This is a genomic window from Mycobacterium sp. RTGN5, assembly GCF_033804465.1.
In the GTDB taxonomy this organism is placed as follows: domain Bacteria; phylum Actinomycetota; class Actinomycetes; order Mycobacteriales; family Mycobacteriaceae; genus Mycobacterium.
This window is the reverse complement of sequence record NZ_JAPZLA010000005.1, coordinates 329,311-344,419: the sequence shown is the minus strand read 5'-3', so window position 1 is coordinate 344,419 and position 15,109 is coordinate 329,311. Positions and strand designations below refer to the sequence as shown.

The 15,109-nt window shown below is 66.4% G+C and carries 13 protein-coding genes and 1 tRNA gene; 6 read left to right on the top strand and 8 right to left on the bottom strand.

Features of this window, described 5'->3' with window-relative positions; all coding sequences use genetic code 11:
- Positions 1-86 precede the first annotated feature (86 nt).
- A complete protein-coding gene (locus SLQ31_RS23760) occupies positions 87-257 on the bottom strand; it encodes a hypothetical protein (protein ID WP_319436649.1) in 171 nt (56 codons plus the stop codon).
- A gap of 36 nt (positions 258-293) precedes the next feature.
- A tRNA-Cys gene (locus SLQ31_RS23755) sits at positions 294-364 on the bottom strand.
- A gap of 99 nt (positions 365-463) precedes the next feature.
- On the opposite strand from SLQ31_RS23755, the gene SLQ31_RS23750 reads away from it, so the two are divergent.
- Positions 464-1,168: an MgtC/SapB family protein gene (locus SLQ31_RS23750; protein ID WP_319436567.1), complete on the top strand. Its 705-nt coding sequence runs from the start codon at positions 464-466 to the stop codon at positions 1,166-1,168.
- On the opposite strand, the gene SLQ31_RS23745 is transcribed toward SLQ31_RS23750, so the two are convergent.
- Entirely contained in the window at positions 1,169-2,569 is a 1,401-nt protein-coding gene (locus tag SLQ31_RS23745) for an MFS transporter (RefSeq protein WP_319436566.1), read from the bottom strand.
- A gap of 47 nt (positions 2,570-2,616) precedes the next feature.
- Entirely contained in the window at positions 2,617-4,776 is a 2,160-nt protein-coding gene (uvrB, locus tag SLQ31_RS23740; RefSeq protein ID WP_319436565.1) for an excinuclease ABC subunit UvrB, read from the bottom strand.
- A gap of 91 nt (positions 4,777-4,867) precedes the next feature.
- Between uvrB and SLQ31_RS23735 the strand changes: the two genes are divergently transcribed.
- From SLQ31_RS23735 to SLQ31_RS23725, 3 genes are read left to right on the top strand one after another with little or no spacing between them, the layout of a single operon-like run.
- Entirely contained in the window at positions 4,868-5,386 is a 519-nt protein-coding gene (locus SLQ31_RS23735; RefSeq protein WP_413642884.1) for a DUF402 domain-containing protein, read from the top strand.
- 11 nt (positions 5,387-5,397) lie between these two features.
- Positions 5,398-5,943: a hypothetical protein gene (locus tag SLQ31_RS23730; RefSeq protein WP_319436563.1), complete on the top strand. Its 546-nt coding sequence runs from the start codon at positions 5,398-5,400 to the stop codon at positions 5,941-5,943.
- Between the two features lie 10 nt (positions 5,944-5,953).
- The gene (locus SLQ31_RS23725; RefSeq protein WP_319436562.1) at positions 5,954-6,394 is read left to right on the top strand and encodes a nitroreductase/quinone reductase family protein; all 441 of its coding nucleotides are present in this window, start codon (positions 5,954-5,956) and stop codon (positions 6,392-6,394) included.
- A gap of 18 nt (positions 6,395-6,412) precedes the next feature.
- On the opposite strand, the gene coaE is transcribed toward SLQ31_RS23725, so the two are convergent.
- Positions 6,413-7,525: a dephospho-CoA kinase gene (coaE, locus tag SLQ31_RS23720; protein ID WP_319436561.1), complete on the bottom strand. Its 1,113-nt coding sequence runs from the start codon at positions 7,523-7,525 to the stop codon at positions 6,413-6,415.
- A 95-nt stretch (positions 7,526-7,620) separates the two neighbouring features.
- A complete protein-coding gene (gene rpsA / locus SLQ31_RS23715; RefSeq protein WP_319436560.1) occupies positions 7,621-9,078 on the bottom strand; it encodes a 30S ribosomal protein S1 in 1,458 nt (485 codons plus the stop codon).
- Between the two features lie 172 nt (positions 9,079-9,250).
- Between rpsA and SLQ31_RS23710 the strand changes: the two genes are divergently transcribed.
- Together SLQ31_RS23710 and SLQ31_RS23705 are read left to right on the top strand one after the other, a co-directional pair.
- Positions 9,251-10,414, top strand: coding sequence for a PrsW family intramembrane metalloprotease (locus SLQ31_RS23710; protein ID WP_413642854.1), 1,164 nt, complete (start codon positions 9,251-9,253; stop codon positions 10,412-10,414).
- Between the two features lie 44 nt (positions 10,415-10,458).
- Positions 10,459-11,994, top strand: a complete 1,536-nt coding sequence (locus SLQ31_RS23705; RefSeq protein WP_319436559.1) for an adenylate/guanylate cyclase domain-containing protein — start codon at positions 10,459-10,461, stop codon at positions 11,992-11,994.
- Positions 11,995-12,028: 34 nt separating this feature from the next.
- Here the strand turns inward: SLQ31_RS23705 and polA are convergent, their stop codons facing one another.
- Both polA and SLQ31_RS23695 read right to left on the bottom strand, forming a co-directional pair.
- A complete protein-coding gene (gene polA, locus SLQ31_RS23700) occupies positions 12,029-14,737 on the bottom strand; it encodes a DNA polymerase I (RefSeq protein WP_413642852.1) in 2,709 nt (902 codons plus the stop codon).
- 36 nt (positions 14,738-14,773) lie between these two features.
- The gene (locus SLQ31_RS23695; RefSeq protein ID WP_319436557.1) at positions 14,774-15,070 is read right to left on the bottom strand and encodes a hypothetical protein; all 297 of its coding nucleotides are present in this window, start codon (positions 15,068-15,070) and stop codon (positions 14,774-14,776) included.
- Positions 15,071-15,109 lie beyond the last annotated feature (39 nt).

Here is a 15,109-nt window from a genome sequence, read left to right as displayed (position 1 = left end):
ATGCGAAGCAGTGTTGCTGCGGTTACACCGGCGACAATTTCACTGCGCAACTATGCGCTGAAGTGGGCCTCGCCTCGCAGAGGCTCTCAGGACTTCCGCGCTCGTTTGAACACCTTGTCCAAGTCCTTGCCGGTGATGCCCATCCGCTCGGCCTTGTGGACCTTGTGCAGCACGAGTGGACAGCGCTTACACCGGGGCTTGCTGCGGCAGCACTTTTTCTTCGGCTTCATGCCGGAGAAATCTCGCGCTTTGGCCACGGCGGAATTCTTCCAGCAGCGCTGAATCGATTTGCGAGCGAGTGACGGGATTCGAACCCGTGTGAACGGCTTTGCAGGCCGGTGCCTAGCCACTCAGCCACACCCGCGTGTCAGTCAATGACTCTGACAGTGCGGCGCCGACGCGCCCATCGTTTGGCTCAGCGTGATTGCTGACCGGACCGGCTTACGGCACATACGGTGGCGACATGCAGACCTGGTTGGCCGATCCCCCACTGCTCGGCGGTCCCGGACAGGGCACCCGGCAGGTCCTCGAACTGCTGATCGCCTTTGGCCTGACCGCCCTGATCGGCCTGGAACGCGAAATTCACGGCAAAAGCGCGGGTCTGCGTACTCAGGCGATCGTCGGCACGGCATCGGCCCTGATCCTGATCGTCAGCAAGTACGGCTTCTTCGACGTGCTGAGCGCGGGCCTCGTGGAGGTCGACCCGTCCCGGGTCGCCGCCCAGATCGTGTCGGGGATCGGCTTTCTCGGCGCTGGGCTGATCATCACCCGCCAGGGCGCGGTACACGGGCTGACCACCGCCGCGGCGATCTGGGAATGCGCGGCGATCGGCATGGCCGCGGCGGCCGGTCTGGTCAAGCTGGCGATCATCGTCACGATCCTGCACTTCGTGATCATTCTGGCGTTCAACCCGCTGAGCAGGCGCCTGACCGCGCGACTGGCGGGCTCGGTACGCCTGCGCGTCACGTACGACACTGACCACGGCGTGCTCAGCCACATCCTGGCCGTCTGCGACAAACACCAGTGGAGCCTGACCGAGCTGAGCAGCGACCCCGACGGCGGTGTCCTGCTGACACTCTCGGGCACCAAGATCCTGCACGCGCCGACGACGCTCGCCTGCGTCGCGGGCGTCACCGGCGTTCGCCGGCTCGACGAGAAGGAGGAATAGCTACTGCGCCCGGCCGCGGCCGGACCGGTAGGACGCCACGCTGCCGACGGCCGCCAGCACGGCGAACGCCCCGAACAACAGCGAACTCGCCGTCGCGTCGGGTGCGGCCCGCAGGTTCACCACAACCCCGGCCAGCCCGGCGCCGAACGCCCCGCACATGAGCTGGACGGAGTTGATCGCCGCGGCGGCCACCGCTTGCTGCGCCGGGTCGTCGACCACCGCGCCCATCGCCCACGCCGACAAGTGCGGCCACGCCATTCCAATGCCCGCACCGGTGATGACCAATGCCAGCGCCCAGAGGACCACGACTCCGCTTGGAGCGCGGTCGGTTTGGGTGAACGCCGCCAACGCCAGACCCGCGGCCATCACCAGCGGAGCGATCGCCACCACCCGCACGGTGGCCCGGACGTTGGTGATCGACGCGCTCGCGATCTCACCGACGGTCCAGCCCACCGACAGCGCCGCGCCCAAAAAGCCCGCCACGACGGGTGCCAGGCCGCCCAACCGCTGCCCGAACAGCGGGACATACATGTCCACCATCGTGGCCGCCATCAGCAGGCCGAGCGTCAGGTAGATCCACTTGAGCGGGCCAGGCTCAAAAGCCTTGCGTGGCAACACCGCAGCCGACACGCGGCGGTCGACGACGAAGAACACCACTACCAGCGCCACACCCACGGCGAGCAAGCCCGCGATGGCGGTGGCGCTATGCGGGAGCACCGCGACACTGACCGCGAGCGCCGCCATACCGAGCAGCAGTAATGACCGCAGCGGGATCCGCGTCCGGGTCAACCCTTCATCCGCTGCCGCCCGGGCCGGCAAGGCCAGCGGAACCAGCAGACTCATCGCCACGGCGAGGATCGCGAGGAGCCCGAATCCCCCACGCCAGAAACCGAATTGGGCGAACAATCCGCCGGTCGCCGGACCCACCAGCGTGCCGATCCCCCACATCGCCGATACCACCGCCGACGCACGGGTCCATAACCGGTCGGGCAACGCCGCGCTGATCACCGCATACCCCAGACCGGCCAGCACACCGCCGGCCAGGCCCTGGGCCACCCGGCCGACCAGCAGCAGCGGCATCGTCGGCGCCAACGCGCACAACGCGCTGCCGACGGCGAAGGACAACAGCGCACCCAGATACGCCGCCCGCGGCCCGAACCGCGTCAGCACCGGCCCGACCGTCGTCGCCGCCATCACCGACGCCACGAGATACACCGTCGTCACCCACGCGTACAGGCGCTGGCCGCCGATATCGGCGACCGCGCTGGGCAGCAGGCTGATCGTGATGAACTCGTTGGTGGCATAGATCGCCACGCCACCGGCCAAGACAACGGTGGCTCCGAGATGGTTCCCCAGCAGCTCCCGCCAGCTGCCCGCGGCAGACGCCGTCGTCTCGGTCATGGCATCACCGTAAAGGCTCAACCGCGGTTGAGCTCAAGCGCGCCTGCCTACTTCAGGCCCGCGGCATCCATGCCGCGCAGTTCCTTTTTCAGATCGGCGATCTCGTCGCGAATCCGGCCAGCCAACTCGAACTGCAGATCGCGTGCTGCCGCCAACATCTGAGCGGTCAAATCCTTGATCAGATCGGCCAATTCGGCCCTCGGCATGTTCGAGGTGTCGCGGCCCTCGATGATGCCCGCACTCACCGCCCGACCCGGCTCGCCCTGCGCGCGCCGTCCGCGTGAGGCGTTGCGCCCCGATCCGCCGATCTCGACCGCCTCGGTATCGTCGGCCTCCCGGTACACCTGATCGAGGATGTCGGCGATCTTCTTGCGCAACGGTTGTGGATCGACGCCGTGAGCCTCGTTGTAGGCGACCTGCTTGGCGCGGCGGCGGTCGGTTTCGTCGATCGCCTGCTTCATCGAGTCGGTCATCTTGTCGGCGTACAGATGCACCTCACCCGAGACGTTCCGGGCGGCACGGCCGATGGTCTGGATAAGGCTGCGGGCAGAGCGCAGGAAGCCTTCCTTGTCGGCGTCGAGGATCGACACCAGCGACACCTCCGGAAGGTCCAGACCCTCGCGAAGCAGGTTGATGCCGACCAGCACGTCGTAATCCCCCAGCCGAAGCTGGCGCAGCAGCTCGACCCGGCGCAGGGTGTCGACCTCGGAGTGCAGATAGCGCACCCGGATACCGGTCTCCAGCAGGTAGTCGGTGAGGTCCTCGGCCATCTTCTTGGTCAGCGTGGTGACCAGGACCCGCTCGTCACGCTCGGCTCGGGCTCGGATCTCCCCGATCAGGTCGTCGATCTGGCCCTTGGTGGGCTTGACGATCACCTTCGGGTCGATCAGTCCGGTCGGGCGGATCACCTGTTCGACGAACTCGCCGCCGGTCTGGCTGAGCTCATAGGGACCTGGCGTCGCCGACAGGTACACCGTCTGCCCGATCCGGCTGGCGAACTCTTCCCAGGTCAGCGGGCGGTTGTCGACCGCGGACGGCAGCCGGAACCCGAAGTCGACCAGGTTGCGCTTACGGGACATGTCGCCTTCGTACATGCCACCGATCTGCGGGACGGTGACGTGCGACTCGTCGATCACCATGAGGAAGTCTTCGGGGAAGTAGTCGATCAGGGTGGCGGGTGCGGACCCGGCTGCGCGGCCGTCGATATGGCGCGAGTAGTTCTCGATGCCTGAGCAGAACCCGACCTGGCGCATCATCTCGACGTCGTAGTTGGTGCGCATTCGCAGGCGCTGCGCCTCCAGCAGCTTGCCCTGGGATTCCAGTGCGGCCAGCCGCTCTTCCAACTCCTGCTCGATGCTCGAGATGGCCATCGCCATTCGCTCCGGCCCCGCGACATAGTGTGTGGCCGGGAAGATGCGCAGCGAGTCGACCTTTCGGACGACGTCACCGGTCAGCGGGTGCATGTAGTACAGCGCCTCGATCTCGTCCCCGAAGTACTCGATGCGCAGCGCCAGCTCTTCGTACGACGGGATGATCTCGACGGTGTCACCGCGCACCCGGAACGATCCGCGGGTGAAGGACATGTCGTTACGGGAGTACTGCACGTCAACCAGCAGCCGCAGCAGCGCGTCCCGCGGAACCTCGGTGCCGACCTGGAGTTCCACTGAACGGTCCAAGTAGGACTGGGGGGTGCCGAGGCCGTAGATGCACGACACCGAGGCGACCACCACCACGTCGCGCCGCGACAGCAGACTCGACGTGGCCGAGTGGCGCAGCCGCTCGACGTCGTCGTTGATCGAGCTGTCCTTCTCGATGTAGGTGTCGGTCTGAGCGATGTACGCCTCGGGCTGGTAGTAGTCGTAGTACGAGACGAAGTATTCAACCGCGTTGTGCGGCAACATCTCCCGCAACTCGTTGGCCAGCTGAGCTGCTAGCGTCTTGTTCGGGGCCATGACCAACGTCGGCCGCTGCAGCTTCTCGATGAGCCAGGCCGTGGTGGCCGACTTGCCGGTACCGGTGGCGCCCAGCAGGACGACGTCGCGCTCCCCTGCCAGGATCCGACGTTCGAGGTCTTCGATGGCGGCCGGCTGGTCCCCCGCGGGCGAATACTCGCTGACCACCTCGAAGCGACCATCTGAACGCACCATGTCCTCGACAGGGCGATGCTCCGAGTGCGCGAGCACCGGGTGTTCGGTAGCGAATGCCATAGCGTCCAGGTTAAGCGCCCCCACCGACACATTCATTCCCCATTACGCTGACACCGTGGCCGTCCATCCGCCCAAGCAGGAGACGTTCGACCTGGTCGGCTACACCAACACCGACCCGAAAGGCATCGTGCGGGCGGTCGACGAATACCTCGTCACGCCGTGGGGGCTCTACATGGCCCGCCCAACCCCAGGCCGCGCCCAGTTCCACTACCTGGAGTCATGGCTGCTGCCATCGCTGGGGCTGCGGGCCAATGTCTTCCACTTCAACCCTGGCTACGAGCGACCGCAGGACTACTACCTCGACATCGGGCACATCGAGGTCGGTGACACCGTCTGGCACACCGAGGACCACTACCTCGACCTGGTGGTCTACACCGGAGACCGCACCGACCTGATCGACACCGACGAAGTGTTCGCCGCGCACCGCGACGGCCTGCTGACCACCGAGACCGCCGAGGCGGCGCTGCAGCATGTCGTCGTCGCCATCGAGGGGCTGGCCCGCCACGGCCATGACCTCAATGCCTGGCTCGCTGCCGACGGAATGAACCTGACCTGGCGCTCTGCCGCTGCCGGCGGGCAACTAATCGGCACCCCCGTACCGAACGAGTAGTCTCGCTTCCTATGAGTCCCATCAAGCGCGGATGCTTGAGGTTCACCGCCGCGGCCGCCGTGGTGGTGGGTTCTCAGTTAACCGCGGCGACTGCGGTGGCCGACCCGGTACCGGCGCCGCCGCCCATGCCGACACCCGCGGCAAACAGCGATCCCGACCCTCAGGTGCTGCACAACATCACCTACCGGGCGCGAGCCGACGGCACCTCACGCGGGGCAATCGTCGCGTACAAGATCGACGACAACAACGTCAACAGTGACCAGCCGACACTACTGCCGGGCATGACCTTCGAGGTCAACACCGTTCTCCACGATCCCAAGAACGCCGGGATGGAAGTCTCCATCCAGTGGCCCTACGGATCGAACCTGCACTGCGAGATCCTGGTGGACGACGAGATCGTCGCGCAGGCGGACCAATTCATCGCACCGCGGCTGTTTCACCCCAAAGATGACCCGCTCTACGGCACGCTGCAATGCGGCGCTCCCCTCGACGTGCCCGCCCCGACGGCAGCGCCTGCCGAGCCAGCGCCTCCCCCGCCGCCAGCGCCCACGACCTAAAGGGACGCCCATGCAGAAATCAAATCGTGTCGCCGAAACCGGCGCCTGGCTGCTGGAAAACGGCCACCGCCTGGCGCTCGCCCTCACCGGTGGCCGCTACCCGCGCACCGTGATGGGGATGTTGACCATCGAGTTGCACACCGTCGGCCGCAAGTCCGGGAAACCGTTCGCCAACCTGTTGACGTCCCCGATCCACGACGACTCCCGCATCGTCGTCGTGGCATCCAAGGGTGGGCACCAAGATCACCCGGACTGGTACAAGAACGCGATCGCCACCCCGGATGTCACGGTGACCGTTGACGGCGCGACGGTTCCGATGCTGGCCCGTTCCGCCAACCCGGAAGAGCGAGCAGAGTTGTGGCCCCAAGTGGTGAAGGCCTACAAGGGGTATGAGGGATATCAGCGCAACACGTCCCGGGAAATCCCGTTGCTGATCTTGGAGCGCCGCTGATCGTCGCGGGATGCGACGTCAGGGACGCCAGCCGGTCGCGTCGGCCCATGCCCACGCCTGCTGGTAGACATCGTTGACCGCGAGATCGTCAGCCCGCACATCGGGGTTGGCCGCCAGCCAAGCCACGAACAGCAACGCGAACCGCTGATTGGGCCACCCGTCGACCCGGATGTGCACGTTGGTGGGTCGGCCCGGATCTCCCGAAGCATGTAAACGCTTGCCCCACAACGCCGCATCGGTGCCAGGCTTGGGCACGTCGGCGGTCACCGAATCGACCCGGGGATAGCCGGTCCGCAGTAGGTCGTCGGCGAGTTCGTCGGCAACCTCGAGGGAAGCGACCGTCACCTGGACGTCGATGACATCCTTGGCGTCCATGCCGGGCACGGCCGTCGACCCGATGTGGTCGATGCGCACGGCCCGGTGCCCGCAGGTGGTGTTGAGCCGTGCCACGATCCGCCGGGCTTGGTCGGCCCAGGTGGGGTCGGCCGGGACCAGTTCGGGCGCATTGGGTGCCGGAGTGCGGGTGGTGAGGTTGTGCGCGAACGGCAGGATGCGCTCAAACCAGAGCTCACGGGCTTGCTCGACGAGTTGATCCGAGCTGCCGGAGTTGTCCAGCCAGACGTCGGCGACCAGTCTTCTCTGCTCCTCAGTGGCCTGCGCGGCGATGCGGGCCCTGGCGTCGTCCTCGCTGAACCCGCGGTATTCGATGAGCCGCTTCACCCGGACCTCGGGGTCGGCGTTCACGATGATGACCAGCGGGAACATCGGCGCCATCTGCGATTCGACCAGCAGCGGGATGTCCTCGACGATCACCGCGTCGTCGCCCGCGGCCGCGATCAGTTCCGAGCGACGCGTGCCCACCAGCGGGTGCACGATGCTGTTAAGGGTCTGCCGCTTCTCCTCGTCGCTGAACGCGATCGCGGCCAACGCCGGCCGGTTCAGGGCGCCGTCGGGCAGCAGGATCTGAATTCCGAACGCGTCGACGAGCTTGGCCAGTCCCTCAGTGCCGGGCTCAACGACCTCACGGGAGATGACATCCCCGTCGACGACGATGGCGCCATATTCACTGAAAGTGGCTGACACAGTGGACTTTCCGGCGCCGATACCGCCGGTCAAACCGATTCGCAGCAATGCCCCGCCCTCACGTGAACAAGTGGGTGAACAAGAACCGCGCAGCACGTCTGAGACCTGCTGCGCGGCTTCACTCGGCGAATGAGTGTCTTGTGTTACGCGTTCCCGGCGAGCTTCTCGCGGAGAGCCGCGAGCTGGGCATCGCTGGCCAGCGACCCGCCAGCGGACTCACCCGAGCTCGACGACGACGAAGACGACGAGCCGTTGGCCGTTGCCGGCCGGCTGGCGGCTTCGGCCTCGGCAGCGGCGAACTTCTCCATCTGCGTGGTGTGCATCTTGTGCCGGCGCTCGGCCTCCGCGTAGCGGGCCTCCCACTCGGTGCGCTGCTTGTCGAAGCCCTCGAGCCATTCGTTGGTGTCGGGATCGAAGCCCTCCGGGAAGATGTAGTTCCCGGCCTCGTCGTAGCTGTCGGCCATGCCGTACTTCGAGGGGTCGAACTCCTCGGTGTAGTCCTCGTTGGCCTGCTTGAGGCTCAGCGAGATGCGGCGACGCTCCAGGTCGATGTCGATGACCTTGACCATGGCGTCGTCGCCGACCTGCACGACCTGATCCGGCACCTCGACGTGGCGCTCAGCCAGCTCGGAGATGTGCACCAGACCCTCGATGCCCTCTTCGACGCGGACGAATGCACCGAACGGCACCAGCTTGGTGACCTTGCCCGGCACGATCTGGCCGATCGCATGGGTGCGGGCGAAGTGGCGCCACGGATCTTCCTGAGTGGCCTTGAGCGACAGCGAAACCCGCTCGCGGTCCATGTCGACGTCCAGCACCTCGACGGTGACCTCGTCGCCCACCTGAACCACCTCGGACGGGTGATCGATGTGCTTCCAGGACAACTCGGAGACGTGCACCAGGCCGTCGACCCCACCGAGGTCGACGAATGCGCCGAAGTTGACGATCGAGGACACGACACCCTTGCGGATGGCGCCCTTCTGCAGCTGGTTGAGGAACTCGCTGCGCACCTCGGACTGGGTCTGCTCCAGCCAGGCGCGGCGGCTCAGCACCACGTTGTTGCGGTTCTTGTCCAGCTCGATGATCTTGGCCTCGATCTCCTTGCCGATGTACGGCTGCAGATCGCGGACACGACGCATTTCGACCAGCGACGCGGGCAGGAAGCCGCGCAGGCCGATATCGAGGATCAGGCCGCCCTTGACGACCTCGATGACGGTGCCCTTGACGGCCTCGTCCTTCTCCTTGAGAGCCTCGATGGTGCCCCAGGCGCGCTCGTACTGAGCCCGCTTCTTGGACAGGATCAGGCGGCCTTCTTTGTCCTCTTTGGTGAGAACGAGGGCCTCGATCTCATCGCCCACGGAAACGACCTCATTCGGGTCGACGTCGTGCTTGATGGAGAGTTCGCGGGAAGGAATGACACCTTCGGTCTTGTAGCCGATGTCGAGGAGAACCTCGTCCCGGTCCACCTTGACGATGGTGCCTTCGACGATGTCGCCATCGTTGAAGTATTTGATGGTCTTGTCGATAGCGGCGAGGAAGTCCTCGGCCGAGCCGATGTCGTTGACGGCTACTTGCGGCGAGGTGACGGTGGGACTGGGCATATTGTTGGGTTGCTCCGGACAGCTTTGGTCGTAGGGATAGTGCTTCTGGGTGATGTGCCTGTGGAGATGTACCCGCAAAGTGCACACAGGTACTGTCAGAGACTACTCGACTAGGCACACGCTGGACAAACCCGGGTCTGTGAGGCCGCTGTAGGCCCACTAATCTGCAGGGGTGACTAGCCAAGGGATGCCGCCACCGCCCTACGCCGCCCCGCCGCTGCCCCGAGCGATCCGCAAGGTCGGCGCACCCTTGGCGGTCATCATCATTCTCGGCACCATCGCCGGATTGGTCCTGGTCCTGCTGACCGCGGTGAACCCGGTCGGCACGACGATCGGGTTCCTTCTCGCTACCGTCGCGATGACCCTGGTGCTGCTGGCCTATCTCTGGCTGGATCGCTGGGAACCCGAACCGCCCCGACTGCTGATCCTGGCTTTCCTGTGGGGCGCATCGGTGGCGGTCGTGGTCTCCGTGGGACTGGAAATGATCGTCGACGCGGCGGTGAACACCGGCGGGACGGAGTCCAGCCCGATCACCATCGCGTTGGGCGCTCCGCTGATCGAGGAGGCCGCCAAGGGGCTGTTCCTGCTGCTGATGATGACGGGCGTGCGACGCAACGAACTCAATTCACTGACCGACTGCCTGGTTTACGCGGGTGTGACGGCGGTCGGGTTCGCCTGGCTGGAGAACATCTTCTACATCGCCGACGGTACGACGCTGGCCGATTCCCTTCTCACCGCGGGCATGCGCCTGGTGATGGGGCCGTTCGCCCACCCGCTGTTCACCACGTTCACCGCGATTGGCGTCTATTTCGCTCTGCAGCAACGTAATTGGCTGACGAAGGCGGGCTGCGTGCTGGTCGGCTATCTCGCCGCGGTGATCATGCACGGCTTGTGGAACGGCTCGACGCTGTTGGGCGCGGGCGCCTACTTCGGCCTGTATTTCGTGTGGATGATGCCGGTGTTCGCGCTGGCCGCAACGCTGGCCGTGCGCAGCCGCCGCCGCGAGCAGCGCATCGTCGCCGAGAAGCTGCCAGGGATGATCGCCGCCGGTCTGATCACCCCGGCCGAGGCCGGCTGGCTCGGGACGATCCGCACCCGCAAGCAGGTGGTCGCCGCAGCTACCGGGTTCGGCGGGCGACCGGCCGCGCGCGGGGTCAAAAAATTCGCCATCCAGGTCGTCGAGCTGGCGTTTGTGCGCGACCGCATCGACCGCGGTTTCGGTGACGCCCGGGTGCTCGCGCTGCAGCAACTCGAGGTCGACGGCGTTGTGGCGGCGCGATACGCCGCAGGACCGACGCTGCACTGGCTGAACGGTTATCGACCGCCCGTCGCCTAGGCGAATACCGAGCTTCGGCAGCATCAGATCGTTAGGCTCGGTGCGTGCCGGAAACGACGTACGCGTCCTGCGGCGACCTGAGCCTGGCGTATCAGGTGTTCGGCGACGGACCGATCGAGCTGGTGTACGCCGGGTCGTTCGTGAGTCACGCCGAATTGTTCTGGACCATGCCGGAGTTCGAGGCATTCATGCAGCGGCTGTCGACGTTCTGTCGCGTCGTCATGTTCGACAAAGCGGGCGTCGGGTTGTCGGATCCCGTACCGAAAGTCCGGACGCTCGACGATCGGGCGGGAGAAATCGAGGCCGTCATGGACGCCGTCGGCTTCACCAAGGCTGTCCTGTTCGGTGTCAGTGAGGGCGGCCCTGCCGCGATTGTGTTCGCGGCGACCCGTCCGCAACGAACGCAGGCGTTGATCCTCACCGGCACCTCTGCGTATTGCGGCTTTTTCGACGGATGGGCCGATGTCGACCGGGATCCGGCCGAGCTGCGGGCGCGGATGGTGTCCGAGTTGGGCGAGGACTACACGCCGTCGGCCGAACAGATCCGCCGTTGGCTCGAATTCGCCGGCGCTACCCGCTCACGATGGGGCAGCGGCGCGGCACTCCAGTGTCTCGTCCCGTCGGTGACCTCGCTGCGGCAACTGGCAATGCTGGAGCGGATGAGCGCGAGCCCGGGGATGGCTCGGGCCACACTCGAAGCCGTGATGCGACTCGACGTGCGACCGATCCTGTCCACGATCGCCGCACCGACCCTGGTCATTCACGCCTCCGGCGACGTGGTCCCGGTCCAGGGCGGCAGATACCTCGCCGACACGATTCCCGGTGCACGCTTGCTCGAGATCGAGGGCACCGACCACGCGCCGTGGTTGACCGATCCCAACATGATCTGCGGGGAGATCGAGGAGTTTCTGACCGGCAGCCACGCGGCGCCACCCCAATCCCACCGCGCCCTACGTACGGTGTTGTTCACCGACATCGTCGCGTCGACGCAGCACGCCGTGGCCAAAGGTGACGACGGGTGGCGGGCAGTGCTCCATCGCTTCGACGAGCTGACGATCGAGCGAACCCGACGGTTCGGCGGCACAGTGGTGAAAAGTACTGGCGACGGCCATCTTTCGACGTTCGATGGGCCGACGCAAGCGATCCGCTGCGCCGAAGCGTTGTGCTCGGACGCCCAGACGCTGGGCATCGAGATCCGCGCAGGCATTCATACCGGCGAATGCGAATTGCTCGACGACGACATCGGCGGAATCGCGGTGCATATCGCGGCGCGAATCCTCGGCCAGGCCGGCGCAGGGGAGATTCTCGTGTCCCGGACCGTGCGTGATCTCGTCGTGGGTTCCGGAACAGGCTTCGTCGATCGCGGCAGCGTCGAATTGCGCGGCGTGCCGGGAGTGTGGCAGCTGCTGGCGGTCGATCGCCGCGGCGCACGCGCGGGCTCCGCCGAAGCTCAGCTGGCTGCGACTCCGACTCCGGGACCGCGCAGTGGCATGCGCGCATCGGACCGGGCCCTTGCCGTGATGGCCCGACGGACGCCGCGGATCCTGAAGGGAATGGGGCGCCTCAACCAGGATCGGTAGGCGACTAGTGCGCCGCCGGAGCCGCTGGCGGCGACTAGTGCGCCGCCGTGTCCCAGCTGCGGCCGTAGCCGACCGACACCTCCAGCGCGACATCGAGCGGATAGGCGCCGCCCATCTTGTCGCGCACCAGCTCCTCGAGGGCGTCCCGCTCCCCCTCCGCGACCTCGAACAGCAGCTCGTCGTGCACCTGCAGCAGCATCCGGGAGTTCAGTCCGGAACTGCGCAGCGCCTCGTCGACCTGGATCATCGCGACCTTGATGATGTCGGCGGCGCTGCCCTGGATCGGGGCGTTCAGCGCAGCGCGCTCGGCGGCCTCGCGCAGCTGCCGGTTGCTGCTGTCGAGTTCCGGCAGATACCGCCGCCGGCCCAGCACCGTGGACGTGTAGCCGTCCTTGCGGGCCTGGTCGACCACGTCCATCAGGTAGTCGCGCACGCCACCGAACCGGGCGAAGTACGCGTCCATCTGGACCTTGGCCTCTTCGGTGGAGATCTTCAGCTGCGAGGCCAGCCCGTAGGCGCTCAACCCGTACGCCAGGCCGTACGACATGGCCTTGACCCGGCGTCGCAGCTCGGGCGTCACCTCGTCGATCGGCACCCCGAATGCCCGGGATGCGACGAAGGAGTGCAGGTCCTCCCCGGTGTTGAACGCTTCGATGAGCCCGTCGTCCTTGGACAGGTGGGCCATGATCCGCATCTCGATCTGGCTGTAGTCGGCGGTCATCAGTTCGCCATAGCCGTCGCCCACGATGAACGCGTCGCGGATCTCCCGGCCCGCGTCGGTGCGGATCGGGATGTTCTGCAGGTTCGGCTCGGTCGACGAGAGCCGCCCGGTGGCCGCGATGGTCTGGTTGAACGTGGTGTGGATCCGCCCGTCGGCGGCCGCCGATTTCAGCAGCCCGTCGACGGTGACCTTGAGCCGGGTGGCGTCGCGGTGGGCCAGCAGGTGTTCGAGGAACGGGTGCGCGGTCTTGTCGAACAGCGTCTGCAGCGCGTCGGCATCGGTGGTGTAGCCGGTCTTGGTGCGTTTGGTCTTCGGCATGCCGAGCTCGTCGAACAGCACGACCTGCAATTGTTTGGGCGAGCCCAGGTTGATCTGCTTGCCGATCACCTCGTAGGCCGCGTCGGCGGCCACCCGGATCTGCTCACCGAACTCGCGCTGCAAGGTGTCGAGCTTCTCCAGATCCACTGCGATGCCGACGTTTTCCATGCCGGCCAGCACCGCCTGCACCGGCAACTCCATCTCGCCAAGCAGCGACGACGAGTCGATACGGTCCAGCTCCTCGTCCAGCGCGACGGCAAGGTCGGCGACCGCTCGGGCCCGCAGGATGACGGTCTGCACCGCCTGGTCGTCCACGCCCTCACTGTCGTCGAGCAGCGAAAGTTGTTGTTGCTCAGGGTTATCGGCCCGGAGCTCGCGGCGCAGGTACCGCAGCGACAGGTCGTCGAGGGCGAAGCTGCGCTGCCCAGGGCGCACCAGGTACGCCGCCAGCGCGGTATCGGAGGTGACACCGCCCAGGTGCCAGCCCCGGCCTGTCAGGTCGTGCATGGCGATCTTGGCCTCGTGCAACACCTTCGGCGCACCGGTATCGGCCAGCCAGGCTCCCAGTGCGGCCTCGTCGTCGGGCGTCAGGATGGCGGTGTCGATATAGGCGCCCTCGCCGTCGGCGGTGGCGATCGCCAGTGCGGTGGCGTCACCGTCGTAAACCTGATGGGTGCCGACGACCGCGAGGCCGGAGCGGGCACCGCCGCTGGCGTGCTCGGCCAGCCAGGCCGCCACGGCACCGGGCTCCAGCGCCCCGCCGCGGACGTCGAAGCCCTCGTCCACCTCGGGTTCGACGGCGGACAGCGTGTCGAACAGGCGGTCGCGCAGCACCCGGAATTCGAGGTCGTCGAACAGCCGGTGGATCTGGTCCCGGTCCCACGGCTGCAGCCGCAGTGTGTCGGGGGTCTGGGCCAGCGGGACGTCCTTCACCAGGTCGGTGAGCTCACGGTTGAGCACGACGCTGGACAGGTTGTTGCGCAATGAATCGCCGACCTTGCCGCGCACCGAATCGACGTTGTCGACCAGTCCCTGCAGCGAGCCGTACTCGACGATCCACTTGGCCGCGGTCTTCTCGCCGACTCCCGGGATGCCGGGCAGGTTGTCGCTCGGGTCGCCACGCAGCGCCGCGAAATCGGGGTACTGCGTCGGGGTCAAGCCGTACTTCTCCACCACCGCATCCGGCGTGAACCGGGTCAGGTCGCTGACGCCCTTGCGCGGGTAGAGGACGGTGACGTCCGGGCTGACCAGTTGCAGGGCATCACGATCGCCGGTGACGATCAGTACCCGGTAGCCCTCCTGCTCGGCCTGGGTGGCCAGCGTGGCGATGATGTCGTCGGCCTCGAACCCGGGCTCGGCCAGCACGGTGATGCCGAGCGCGGCCAGCACTTCCTTGGTGATGTCGATCTGACCGCGGAACTCATCAGGGGTCGCCGAGCGATTGGCCTTGTACTCGGGGTACCGCTCGGAGCGGAAGGTCTGCCGGGACACGTCGAATGCCGCCGCGATGTGGGTGGGCTGCTCATCGCGCAACAGGTTGATCAGCATGGCGGTGAAGCCGTACACCGCGTTGGTGGTCAGCCCGTTCTTGGTCTTGAAGTTCTCGGCCGGCAGCGCATAGAAGGCCCGGAATGCCACCGAATTGCCGTCCAAGAGCAACAGCGTGGGCTTCTGGTCGGTAGCGCTCGCGGTCACGCCCCACACTCTATGCACCGCCGCCGACACGAAGTCGGCTGCGGGTCAGTACCCGAGGAGCTTGCGGAACCGCTGCCCGACGGCCATCGACTGGCCCATCCGCTGCACCCAACCGTCGAGCGCCGCCTTCGTGTCGGCCGCGTCCCACCCGCGCTCCTGACCAAGGGCGATCATGCCGGCCTCATCGGTGACACCGCGGGCCTGCGCCGCCAGCGCGAGCTCGGCGTAGTTCTCCAACGAAAGACCGTTGATCGGGGCCCAGATCGGGTCGTCGGCGGCTACTTCTCGGTTCGACGGGCCGCCCAACAGGGCGGGATCGCTCAGTTTCTTGAATAGTCCCATGCCACGAGTCCACCCCGTTTCGTGCGCTACCGATCCCAA

Bases quoted from the DNA above. Each gene is read 5' to 3' on its own strand.
- SLQ31_RS23750 (WP_319436567.1), top strand. From the start codon at position 464: ATGCAGACCTGGTTGGCCGATCCCCCACTGCTCGGCGGTCCCGGACAG.
- SLQ31_RS23745 (WP_319436566.1), bottom strand. From the start codon at position 2,569: ATGACCGAGACGACGGCGTCTGCCGCGGGCAGCTGGCGGGAGCTGCTG.
- uvrB (WP_319436565.1), bottom strand. From the start codon at position 4,776: ATGGCATTCGCTACCGAACACCCGGTGCTCGCGCACTCGGAGCATCGC.
- SLQ31_RS23730 (WP_319436563.1), top strand. From the start codon at position 5,398: ATGAGTCCCATCAAGCGCGGATGCTTGAGGTTCACCGCCGCGGCCGCC.
- SLQ31_RS23725 (WP_319436562.1), top strand. From the start codon at position 5,954: ATGCAGAAATCAAATCGTGTCGCCGAAACCGGCGCCTGGCTGCTGGAA.
- rpsA (WP_319436560.1), bottom strand. From the start codon at position 9,078: ATGCCCAGTCCCACCGTCACCTCGCCGCAAGTAGCCGTCAACGACATC.
- SLQ31_RS23695 (WP_319436557.1), bottom strand. From the start codon at position 15,070: ATGGGACTATTCAAGAAACTGAGCGATCCCGCCCTGTTGGGCGGCCCG.